This window comes from Flavobacterium johnsoniae, assembly GCF_030388325.1.
GTDB lineage: Bacteria > Bacteroidota > Bacteroidia > Flavobacteriales > Flavobacteriaceae > Flavobacterium > Flavobacterium johnsoniae_C.
This window is the reverse complement of record NZ_CP103794.1, coordinates 5,233,026-5,245,202: the sequence shown is the minus strand read 5'-3', so window position 1 is coordinate 5,245,202 and position 12,177 is coordinate 5,233,026. Positions and strand designations below refer to the sequence as shown.

General features: G+C 31.7%; 9 protein-coding genes. 4 read left to right on the top strand and 5 right to left on the bottom strand.

The features are described from left to right. Nucleotides 1-3: 3 nt before the first annotated feature. Nucleotides 4-3,366, bottom strand: a complete 3,363-nt coding sequence (locus tag NYQ10_RS22115; RefSeq protein ID WP_289878286.1) for a T9SS type B sorting domain-containing protein — start codon at nt 3,364-3,366, stop codon at nt 4-6. A 112-nt stretch (nt 3,367-3,478) separates the two neighbouring features. Here NYQ10_RS22115 and NYQ10_RS22110 point away from each other — a divergent pair, with 112 nt between their 5' ends. Then, nucleotides 3,479-5,677: a B12-binding domain-containing radical SAM protein gene (locus tag NYQ10_RS22110; RefSeq protein WP_289878285.1), complete on the top strand. Its 2,199-nt coding sequence runs from the start codon at nt 3,479-3,481 to the stop codon at nt 5,675-5,677. A gap of 1 nt (nt 5,678) precedes the next feature. On the opposite strand, the gene NYQ10_RS22105 is transcribed toward NYQ10_RS22110, so the two are convergent. Continuing rightward, the gene (locus NYQ10_RS22105) at nt 5,679-6,443 is read right to left on the bottom strand and encodes an MBL fold metallo-hydrolase (protein ID WP_276172479.1); all 765 of its coding nucleotides are present in this window, start codon (nt 6,441-6,443) and stop codon (nt 5,679-5,681) included. Between the two features lie 94 nt (nt 6,444-6,537). Between NYQ10_RS22105 and NYQ10_RS22100 the strand changes: the two genes are divergently transcribed. After that, nucleotides 6,538-6,843: a GIY-YIG nuclease family protein gene (locus NYQ10_RS22100; protein ID WP_289878284.1), complete on the top strand. Its 306-nt coding sequence runs from the start codon at nt 6,538-6,540 to the stop codon at nt 6,841-6,843. Between the two features lie 471 nt (nt 6,844-7,314). Here the strand turns inward: NYQ10_RS22100 and NYQ10_RS22095 are convergent, their stop codons facing one another. Next, nucleotides 7,315-8,001, bottom strand: coding sequence for a response regulator transcription factor (locus tag NYQ10_RS22095; protein ID WP_289878283.1), 687 nt, complete (start codon nt 7,999-8,001; stop codon nt 7,315-7,317). After that, nucleotides 7,998-9,263 (bottom strand): sensor histidine kinase, encoded by a 1,266-nt coding sequence (locus NYQ10_RS22090; protein WP_289878282.1) that lies wholly within the window; start codon nt 9,261-9,263, stop codon nt 7,998-8,000. The genes NYQ10_RS22095 and NYQ10_RS22090 overlap by 4 nt, the downstream gene beginning before the upstream one ends. 164 nt (nt 9,264-9,427) lie before the next feature. Here NYQ10_RS22090 and NYQ10_RS22085 point away from each other — a divergent pair, with 164 nt between their 5' ends. Both NYQ10_RS22085 and NYQ10_RS22080 read left to right on the top strand, forming a co-directional pair. Further along, on the top strand, nt 9,428-9,844 hold the full coding sequence (locus NYQ10_RS22085; protein WP_184159913.1) for a DUF1573 domain-containing protein: 417 nt from the start codon (nt 9,428-9,430) through the stop codon (nt 9,842-9,844). Between the two features lie 128 nt (nt 9,845-9,972). Further along, a complete protein-coding gene (locus NYQ10_RS22080; RefSeq protein ID WP_289878281.1) occupies nt 9,973-11,553 on the top strand; it encodes a L,D-transpeptidase family protein in 1,581 nt (526 codons plus the stop codon). A gap of 106 nt (nt 11,554-11,659) precedes the next feature. Here the strand turns inward: NYQ10_RS22080 and NYQ10_RS22075 are convergent, their stop codons facing one another. Further along, the gene (locus NYQ10_RS22075) at nt 11,660-12,169 is read right to left on the bottom strand and encodes a C40 family peptidase (RefSeq protein ID WP_289878280.1); all 510 of its coding nucleotides are present in this window, start codon (nt 12,167-12,169) and stop codon (nt 11,660-11,662) included. Nucleotides 12,170-12,177: the final 8 nt, after the last annotated feature.

Here is a 12,177-nt window from a genome sequence, read left to right as displayed (position 1 = left end):
TTTTTATCTTTTTAAACTAAAATGGCCTCTAAGTTCTTTGCCGTCTGATCTAATGGCTGTAAACCAATAATCTGTGGCAGGTTGAAGCTGACCGATAAAAGTTCCATCCCAAGAGGTGTTAATGCCTAATTCTTTTAGCAGTTTTCCATATTGGTTGAATATTTTAATTCTTGTACCTGGTGCCAAATATGCCGAATCTATTGTCCAAAAATCATTGAAACCATCACCGTTTGGGGTAAAGAATTTTGGATAAGGAAGTTCTTCAGCAAAATTGATACAATCACTATTTGTGGCTTCAAGAATACTTATTGCAACAGGTATTCTGTCACTTTCGCAATTATTGATAGTTTGTGAAGCATAATAAGTTATTCTGTTTTCAAGAAGTGTTGATTCTGAAATAGGAATATTTGAAGACTGATTTTCATACCATTTGATATTTTGTCCCGAAATTACAATATCACTGATTTTAGTATTCTTTTGGATGCAGAATATTTGACGAGAATCTGCAATTGGGATTTCTGTATCTTGTATTTTAACTTTTATGGCAAACCTTTCGCTTTCGCAATTGTTTAAAGTTTGAGAAACATAGTAAACAGTATTTTGTAACAAAGCCGTTTCAGACAAAAGATTTCCATTCAGAGCTGAGTCATACCATTTTAGAGCAGTTCCATTTATGTTTAGATTTTCAATAATGGCAATTTCATCAATGCAAAATTGCTGGTTGTTATTTCCAGTTGGCAATGGCGTATCGTAAACATGAACCAAAATTGGAGTTCTGTCTCCTTCGCATCCAATTGTTTGCGAGGCATAATAAGTTCTGTTGTTTTCTAATAAAGTTGTATTTGGTAATGGTGCCGCAGAAAAATTGGTATCAAACCATTTTATGTTTTGTCCGTTTATTTGAATGTCGTTAAGAGTTTTGTTTTCTTTTTTACAAAAAGACTGTTCTGGATTTCCAGAAGGAGGCGAAGGAGAATTTACAATAGAAACTGTAACTCCAAATCTAGATCCTTCGCAACTATTTACGGTTTGAGAAGCATAATAAGTTTTACCATTTTCAAGATTTGTTGTTTCTGGTAATAAATTTCCATTATTTAAGGCATCGTACCATTTTATTGAAGTTCCTGTTACTTGAATACTAGCAATTGTTGGATTTTGTCCCGTACAAAAAGACTGATTTGCATTTCCTGTTGGAGCAAATGTAACCTGAATATTAATTTTAACCGGAACTCTTTCACTTTCACATCCGTTTACGGTTTGCGATGCGTAATAGGTTGCGTTGTCCTGAAGTACAGTTGTGTTTGGTACAAGTGTTCCTCCCGTTAAGTTGCTGTACCATTTTATATTTTGTCCCGTAATTTGAATGTCATCTAATTTTGCATTTTGCTGAACGCAGAAAGTTTGTGGAGAGCTAATTAAAAGGTTTTCAGGTTTTCTATTTGTAATAAATTTTAGATCAGTTTCAAAGAAGCATGTTGGGTTAGAAGCAAAATAGCTTTTAACTTTGATAACTTCTTCATTTTTTACCGTATTTGTATATGGATTTGGTAAAGGACTTGGTAACAAATTTCCATTTGAATCTCTATATTCGACTATTAAATTTGTTTGATTATCAATGATTTTACTGTTAAGATTTGATGTGTCAAAAGAGTTTGAAATTCCTGTCCCAGAAGTTGATTCACATGCATATACAGGATCTAAAATTATGCTTTTGGGAACATTTGTAATTACGATTTCCTTTTTTAAAGTTTGCGTTTCAGTTCCACATTTTATTACTGCAGAAACATTGTAAGTTCCTACAGCAGTAAATTGGTGTTGCGGGTTATTTATTGTTGCGCTATTGTTTGTTGTTGAATTTGGATCATCAAAATCCCATAAAATAGAATCGAATGTTCCTTTTACTTCAAAATTAACTGGTTGGTTGAAACATGTTTTTTCTGCTAAAATAGTACCTGTAGAGATTTGTGAAGGATCTAAATTATACTTATATAGCATAACGTCAGAATTATTATTGCCACTATTATTATTTATTAAAATATTATTGATTGATAAAGGAGAACTTTGAAAAGTTGATGTCAGGTATAAATTATTTCCGTTAAATAAAATTGGACCCGCCGCATCAGTGGACATACTATTAAAATTATCTGCTGCAAAAGATTTCAAAATGAACTCAGATTTGAAATTATCAAGGTTTACTTTAAACAAAACTAATTCTTCTTTGTTATAGCTTCCCTTTTGAGAGCTCGTAACACTTATATTGTCAAAGTCCATTTTTCTTGTAAAACTTGAAAAAACATATAAATCATTATCTTTTTCGGTTAAATATCCTGTATTTCCATGATAACTACCATCAATGCCGGGGATTGGTAAGGTTGATGAATTGTTAAACTGTTTGATTCTTTCTAAATTGCCATTTGAAACATTAAATTCACATAATAGGCTTTGAGTAATATAATATGCATTTTGCGGATCAGTATAAACAGTTCCTAATACGTTTGCAAATTTGTAAAATGCACTCCATAAATATAATTTATTATTGTTCGGGTTATAGTGAAGTTGAGTAGGCTTAAACGAAGATTGAGTGGTGATCTTGCTGTTAGAAATTTCTTTTGACCAAATTACATTTAGGTTAGAATCTATTTTGTCAATATCTGCATGGCGATAAGGTCCAGAATTCTTATATCTTGAAAAATAAAGATTTCCATTACTATCTATTTCGCTACTTAAATATTCGTCACCATTTCCAAAATATTTAGCATCTAGAAACAATCCGCTATTAGTAAATTTAGCAATAAACAATAACGGAGGACCAGCAAGATAACCATTACTAGTTGGATTGGTAAGTGTTACCTGATTATCAATGTTCATAGAATTGTAAAATTTACCAGTAACATATACATTGTCATTATGTACAAACACATCACGCATTCCATAGTCAGTATCTCTGCCTAAAGATTTGTTCCAGAGTAACAGTCCATTTTTATCAAATTTAAAAAGATTTAAACCTGGATACATAGGAAAACCATTAAATATTATAGGGAACGGACCAACGGAATTATGAGCATCTGTCCAAGTAATTAATATATAAATATTATCTTCACTGTCAGTAGCTACTTTACTAGCATAAATTTTAAAATTATCAATTTCTTTTTTCCATATTAGGTTACAGTTTAAGTCAAACTTGTATAAGCCAGCATGAACCCCGAAATTTGATGAATTTTTAATCAGATAAATTGCGTCATTTGTTTTTTTAAGATCAGCAACAGCATCATCAGTCCAACCTCCAAAATTTTTAGCGCAATCAAAACATTGGCTTTGCATAAAAAAAGAATATAATAGAAAAATGAAAAGTAATTTTTGTTTCATGAAAGAAAATTTAGATGCTTCAAATGTAATTAAATGTTTACAATTTCAAATCAAAAAATGAAATGATAAAAAGTCCACAATAACCCGTATTTTTGCAAAAAAATAAATCCTTTTGAAAACAAAACTTTTTGTAATTACGCCTCCATTTACGCAACTGAATACACCGTATCCGGCAACGGCGTATATAAAAGGTTTTCTAAATACTAAAAATATCGAATCGGTTCAGGCAGATTTGGGCATTGATGTGATTTTAGAATTGTTTTCGAAAAAAGGATTAATTGACTTGTTTCAAGTTTCAGAGTTTCAAGTTTCAGGTTCTGAAATCTCAGATAACTCAAAACGTATTTTTGCTTTACAAGATGAATACATCAAAACTATTGATTCTGTAATTCAGTTTTTACAAGGAAAAAATCCAACGTTGGCATTACAGATTTGTCAAGAAGATTTTCTGCCAGAAGCTTCTCGTTTTGCGCAATTGGAAGAACTTGATTGGGCTTTTGGAACGATGGGAACCCAAGATAAAGCAAAACATTTGGCCACTTTATATCTCGAAGACATTTCGGATTTTATTGTAGAATGTGTCGATGAAAACTTTGGTTTTAGCCGATATGCCGAACGTTTAGGACGAAGCGCCAATTCTTTTGATGAATTATATGATGAGCTTCAAAAAGAGCCAACTTATATCGATTCGATTTTAATTTCGATTTTGAAAGCTAAAATTGAAGCCGTAAAACCAACATTATTTTTAATATCTGTTCCCTTTCCAGGAAATTTATATAGCTCATTCCGTTCTGCGCAATGGGTAAAACAAAATCATCCTGAAATTAAAATTTCAATGGGTGGCGGTTTTCCAAATACCGAGTTACGTTCGCTTTCAGATAAACGTGTTTTTGAATTTTTCGATTTTATTACTTTAGATGATGGAGAAGTTCCAATCGAAGAATTAATTTTTCATTTAGAAAATCCCGATTCAGATTCTTTCAAAAGAACATTTCTTTTAGAAAATGGAGAAGTAGTTTATAAAAATAATTCCTTAAAACACGACTACAAACAAGCTTACGTCGGAACGCCAGATTATTCAGATTTGCCTTTGGATAAATATATTTCGGTTATCGAAATTGTAAATCCGATGCATAGAATGTGGAGTGATGGACGTTGGAATAAACTCACAATGGCACACGGATGTTACTGGGGAAAATGTACTTTTTGTGATATTTCTTTAGATTATATAAAAGTTTACGAACCAGTTGCGGCAAGTCTTTTATGTGACAGAATCGAAGAATTAATAGAAAAAACTGGTCAAAACGGATTTCATTTTGTAGATGAAGCTGCGCCGCCTGCATTAATGCGTGCTTTGGCACTCGAAATTTTAAAAAGAAAACTCGCTGTAACTTGGTGGACAAATATTCGATTTGAAAAAAGTTTTTCTAAAGATTTGTGTTTGTTATTGAAAGCTTCAGGATGTATTGCTGTTTCTGGCGGTTTAGAAGTCGCTTCAGATCGATTATTAAAATTAATTGACAAAGGCGTTACAGTGGAACAAGTCGCAAAAGTAACCCGCAATTTTACCGAAGCGGGAATTATGGTTCATGCCTATTTAATGTACGGATATCCAACGCAAACAATTCAAGAAACGGTTGACAGTCTCGAAATGGTTCGCCAATTGTTCGAAGCTGGGGTTTTACAATCTGGTTTTTGGCATCAATTTGCGTTGACAGCGCACAGTCCAGTTGGATTGTATCCAGAGCAATTTGGTGTTACAAAGAAAACCGAATTAATTGGAACTTTCGCTAATAATGATATTGAATATACTGATTCTACAGGAATCAATCACGATAAATTTAGCTTCGGATTAAAGAAATCGCTTTTCAATTTCATGCACGGAATTTGTTTTGATTACGAACTCCAAGATTGGTTTGATTTTAAAATTCCAAAAACTAAAATTCACCCCGATTTTATTTTCGATGCACTTCAGGAGCAAAACGACTTTAATACAAAACCAAATGCAAAAGTGGTTTGGCTTGGCGGAAAACCTTCGTCAGAACTTTTTACAAAATCAAAGAAAGGAAGAAGTTGGGAAATGATGGCTTTGACTTTTCATGATAAAAAAGAAAGTTTTGATATTCAAACTAGTCGAGAAGAAGGCGAGTGGCTAATTTCAATTTTATCGAAAATAGCAGTTTCAGGTACTAAAAATTATACTTTTCAAGAAGTTAAAAACGATTTCGAAACTTCTTTAGAAGATTTTGAATTGTTTTGGTATTCTAAACCAATCAATACTTTGCGTGAATTCGGATTATTAGTTTTATAATCTAATATTCTAAACATTCTCCATCATTCGGAATGGCAGTTTTACTCAAAAGACCATGATCTGAAAGTGCTGTTCTTAATTGCAATCTCGTTGTCGGACAATGGTTTAAAGCTTCTAAATGATTAGCAATTACTTTTCCAGGAGCAAGTGTTACAAACTTCAAAATATCATCCATTCGCATTAATAATGGCTGGCCGAAATCTAATCTTGCGGTTCCGCACGCAACTGTAGAAATGTCTGGTTTTAATTGGGTTAAAACTTTTTCTACATGTTCTGTAAAAATAGTGTCAGAACTTATATAAATCGATTTTTCATTGGCTAATTCGATAAGAAATCCCATTACATTTCCCATTAATTTAGCAATAAAACCATAACCGTGAATGGCAGGAATTCCAGTTATTTTTCCGTCTAAAAATAATTGAGGCTGCCAATATTCTAGAGTTTGAATTACACTCAAACCTCTTTGTACAAGCGCTTTTTCGTCTTTAGAACTGCAAATTACAGGAATACTTTTTCTGCGTAAAAAAACTTCACCTGCTTTATCAATATGATCGGGATGCAAATGCGTAATCAAGCAATGAGTTACTTTGCTTAATATTTCTCGGCTGTTTTTAGGTAACGCGACAAGCGGATTTCTTTTGGGTTTATATCTGAAAATTGTAAAAGGCGGAATCGTTTTTCTTTTACCTAACATTGGGTCAACTAAAATGACATGCTTTTCTGTTTCAATTACCAATGTGGCATTTCGCAAATGATGTAATTTCATATCGAAGAAAATTAGATATTAAAAATACAAAGTTTTTCGAAAAAGTGTTTACAGATTTTTCTTTATTTTTAACAGAATTGTTATTATTAAATGTATGCGTCTACAAGAGGGTTTTCATACTTATTTTATTTATATTCTTACAAATAAAGCGAAATCTGTTTTCTATGTTGGAGTTACAAATAATCTAAAGAAAAGGTTAATAAAGCACAAAGAGAATATTTTAGATGAAAATAAAACGTTTGCATCTAAATATAAAGTTGAATTTTTACTTTATTATGAAAAATTTGCATGGATTCAAGAAGCAATTACTCGAGAGAAAGAAATAAAAGGCTGGAGAAGAGAGAAGAAAATAGAATTAATTAAAACGATGAATCCTGATTTAGAATTTTTGGATTATTAATTGAATATAAGCCGTTTTAAAGTCTAGTATGTCATTCCGAGGAACGAGGAATCTCCGCAAGTAGCTCGCCAAAGATTGGAATAGCTTTGTGGAATATTATCGCGGAGATTCCTCCTCCGTCGGAATGACAAATCTTTGCGGTTACTTTATGTTTAATTGCTTAATTTCAAGTTCAGTATGTCATTCCGAGGAACGAGGAATCTCCGCAAGTAGCTCGCCATAGATTGGAATAGCTTTCTGGAATATTGCCACGGAGATTCCTCCTTCGTCGGAATGACAAGTCTTTGCGGTTATGTATGATTAAATACTAATTTTCAAGTCTAGTTTGTCATTCCGAGGAACGAGGAATCTCTACGAGTAACTCGTCAAAGATTGGAATAACTTTCTGGAATATTGCCGCGGAGATTCCTCCTCCGTCGGAATGACAAATCTTTGTGGTTACGGAATGTTTTAAGCAAAAATGTTGTTATTTTACCCAATAGAAAACCTAAAACCAATTCCGTGAAGGTTTTCGATTGAAATTCCTTCTTCATTTGCTAAAATTTTTCGCAAACGCGAAATAAAAACATCCAGACTTCTTCCCATAAAATAGTCGTCTGTTCCCCATAAAGAAGTTAAGATTTGTTCTCTTTTTAAAACTGAATTTTTATGATCTAAGAATAATTTCAATAATTCGGCTTCGCGCTGGGTTAAGCCGACTTTTTCTTCTTCATTAAAAAGAATAAAATTTTTGGTGTCAAATTGATATTTTCCAACTTCATAAATAGTTTTTGCTGTCGGAATATTTTTTTGAGATCGTTTTAAAAAAATCTCAATTTTTAAAAGTAACTCTTCAATACTGAATGGTTTTACCAAATAATCGTCGGCGCCTAAACGCAGACCTTTAATTCGATCTTCTTTTAAAGTTTTTGCCGAAAGAAAAATTATAGGAACTTCAAGATCAATTTTTCGAATAGCTTCTGCCAATTCAAAACCATCCATTTTTGGCATCATAATATCAAAAATGCAAATATCAAATTCCTCTTCCTCGAAAATTTTCAAAGCCGATTTTCCATCAGAACAATGAATAACTTCATAGTTATTTTGCTCCAAATTGTCTTTGGTTAGAAACGCTAAAGTTTCATCATCTTCGGCATAAAGTATTTTGAAATTTCTCATTTTTTATTTGGGATTGATAACGTAATGGTAACACCTTTTTCAGGATTATTTTCGGCTTTTATTTTCCAGTTCTGCAAATTGCAAATTTCTTTTACATAATATAAACCGAGACCAAATCCGTTGACTTCATTGCTTTTTTCGTTTTGAACTCTGTAAAACTTATCAAAGATAAAAGATATTTTTTTAGAAGTAATACCAATTCCGTTATCAATAAATTCAAGTTTTAAACAATTATTTTCTTCTGTGAATTTAATAGAGATTTCGGGTTTTTCGTTGCAATATTTTACCGCATTATCTAGTAAATTATAAACTAAATTGGCAAAATGAAAGGCATCAGTTTCTAATAAATAATCGTTTGAAGAAGTTTCAATTTTAATAGAAGCGTCAGGATATTTGAGTTTAATATTTGCAATGGCTTCTTCAATAATCGGAATAATTAGAATATTCTCCTTTTTTAATTCTAAAGGCGTGTATTCAGATTTAGAAATATTTAGAATTTTTTCGATATGACTATTCAATTTATTGCTCTGATTGATAATAATATCAGTGTAAGTAAAAAGCTTTTTATCATCTTTTATCGGACTTTGCTCAATTAAATATTTTGAAGCAATCAGAATAGAAGACAAAGGCGTTTTAAATTCATGCGTCATATTATTAATAAAGTCACGCTGTAATTCTGAATATTTTTTCTGCTGAAGCAATTTAAAAATTGAATAAACATAAATCAACAAAATTAGAATTAAAGCGGTCGAAAGGATAAACCAAAAACGCATCGAACTAAATAAATAAGTAGTTTCATTCGGAAAACGAACGGCAAAATAATAAACCAGATTTTTATGTTTCGGAAAATAAACGGTTTTCTTGCATTCTGCTTTTTTCTTAGAAAGCGAAATATAATCTCCATAAATCATTTCGTCGCTTTGACAATTGTACATTGCGTATTCGAAATCGGTCGTAATATTCATTTTTTTGAATTCCGTTTTTAGATAAAACTCTAAAATTTCGGGTTCAAATTCATTTTCAACATTTACGATATAATAATCGTTAGAAATTTTTTGAACTGGATTCTGAGCTGGCAGTTCATGGCTTGTTCCTTCGTATAATTTTTTAGCCACTTCTAATAAAGCAATGTGTGCCTTTTGACTCAGTTTTTTTTGTTCTATAGTAAAAGCCTCTTTTGTCCAAAGCAACTGCGCCACCAAAATGCTGATAATGGCTACTAATCCTAAGAGAATGATACTGTTGAGTTTGTTAATTTTCAAGAATAAAGAATTTTGAGAGTGTAATATTAATCAATTTTAGCCTAAAAATAAGTGGTTAACAAGTCATTAACAAACGTTTGAAACCAGTTAACAGCGATTTGAATTTGTCTGAATTACCTTTGTAATATCAAGTTGAACTATAAACCATTTTAAATATAACTGTTATGAAAATGATCAAAATTTCGATGTTAGCTTTAGCTCTTGGCTTAATGTCTTTTTCGGCAATTGCTCCAGTAAAATCTTTAGTTTCTGAAACTGCAATTTCGGCAACTACAGCTTCTACAATTGTTTGGAAAGCAGAAACAATTGATGTAGGACAAATTCCGCAAGGAACTCCAAAAGCAATTGTTTACGAATTTAAAAATACTGGAAAAACTGCTGTAGTAATTACAAACGTTCAAGGATCTTGCGGTTGTACTGCTACAGATTATACAAAAGAACCAATTCAGCCAGGTAAATCTGCAAAAGTTACTGCAACTTACAACGCTGCTAACAAAGGTGCTTTTACAAAAACAGTTACTGTAACAACTAGTGCAGAAACTACACCAAAAATCCTTACTCTAAAAGGTACGGTTATTTAATTAGAATTTTAATAGGTTGGTTATATGGCAAAAACTCCAGACAAGAAATTGTTTGGAGTTTTTTTATTTGGAGTTTTGAGATTTTAATTTAATAGAATTTTTTCTACTTTTAATAAAAAATTCAACCTATGAAAATTTGGTATTCGCCTATAATTGCAATTGTTTTTTTTGCTGTTTTTTCGTGTAATTCGAAAGCAGATAAAAAGGAAGAAAACTCAATAAAAACTGTTGAAAAGATTCCAGAATTGAAACTTACAATTGATACGACACGTATTGCAAAATTTTACGAAAATTATCCAAAACTGGCTAAGTTTAAAACAGATGTAATTTCTTTATATCAAAAAAATAAATCAACTCAATTGTGGCAAGATAATAAAGGAGTTGTCGAATTTGGAAATACATTATTCAATCAATACAAAAATCTGGATCAGGAAGGATTAAAGGCCAATTATCCTTATAAAGAAGAACTAAATTCGGTTTTCGAAAATAATCCAACCAAAAAGTTATCTAAAGAAGATACCGATTTGCTGCTTTCAAATTTGTATTACTATTATGCAGAGAAAGTTTATGCTGGTTTTGATGAAAAAACTAGTATTTCTTTAGAATGGCTTTTGCCTCGAAAAAAGTTCAATTATCAAGTGCTTTCAGATTCTATTTTTAAAAAATCAACCATTTTGGATGATAAGAAAAAAAAGATGTTTAGTCAGTATTACAAGCTTCGTGACGCTCTTAAAGAATATAGAGAAATTGAAAAAAACGGCGGTTGGAAAACGATAGAAGTTGGCGAAGATTATAAAGCTTTAAAGCTTGGAGATTCATCAAATGTTATCACGCAAATTAGAGAAAGACTTTTTGTTACCAAAGACATTAAAGAAAATACTAAAAGTGCAATTTGTGATACAGTTTTGATAAAAGCCATGAAAAACTATGAATTGCGTCATGGTTATGCACCAAAAAATAACATTTTAAAAGAACATATTGTTGACTTAAATATTCCTGTTTCTGATCGAATAAAAACAATTATTGCCAATATGGAACGTTGCCGTTGGATTGATCCCGAATTGGAAAAAGGTCAAAAATATATTGAAGTCAACATTCCTGAATTTAAATTATATATTATTGAAGACGGTAAAATTGCTTTTACATCTGCAGTTGTGGTTGGAAAAGCAATGACAAAGACCGTAATTTTTAGCGGAATGATGAGCAATATTGTTTTTAGTCCGTATTGGAATGTTCCGCCGAGCATTATAAAATCGGAAATAAAACCCGGAATGGCTAGAGATAAAAATTATTTACAAAAGAAAAATCTAGAATGGAATAACGGCGCAGTTCGTCAGCTTCCAGGAAAAAATAATTCTTTAGGTTTGGTGAAGTTTTTGTTTCCGAATTCGAGTAATATTTATCTGCATGACACGCCTTCAAAAAGTTTATTCGAAAGAGAAAGCCGAGCATTTAGTCACGGTTGCGTGCGCGTTGCAAAACCGCGTGAATTGGCAATAGAATTACTAAAAGTAGATCCGCAATGGAATCCTGCAAGAATTGACAAAGCCATGCATGCGGGAAAAGAAAGTTGGTACACTTTGAAGAAAAAAGTTCCAGTTTACATTGGTTATTTTACCGCTTGGGTTGACCGCGAAGGAAATCTGAATTTCTACAAAGATATCTACGGAAGAGATGAAAGTCTAATCAAATTGTTGACTGAAGAATAAATCAGCATTAAAAAAATAATTGCCACAGATTAAAGGATTAAAAGGATTAAAAAATCTGTGTTAATCTGTTTAATCTGTGGCAAAAAAATAAATTCTTGGCAGAAAACTATTTACTCAAAACATCAATACATTTATAAAAACGTTTGGTATAATGTTCTGTATCAAGCGCTGTTATCGTAACTTGTTGTGCTTTTCCAGAAGAAGCATGAATAAATTTTGACTTCATTCCGTTGGCTTCGCAGATAATTCCAAGATGACCAATAATGGTTCTATCTTTATATCCGTAAAAAACTAAAACATCACCAACTTTAAAATCTTCAGGTTTTAAGGGCGTTCCCAAATTTTTATATCCGCTGGAACTTCTTGGCAAAGTCAATCCAAAATTACTGAAAACGTAACTTACAAATCCCGAACAATCAAAGCCTTTTTGCGGATTACTGCTTGCGTATTTATAAGGAGTTCCTAAATATTTCTTCGCAAAAACAATTACAGAGTCACGATCTATTTCTTTCTGAATTTTAGTGTTTTGAACTATTAATTGAGGTTCTTTCTTTTTTACGGAAAAAGAAGAAAGTAAAACAACAGGTAATAAAAATAATAGTAGACGTGATTTCATTTTTTAAG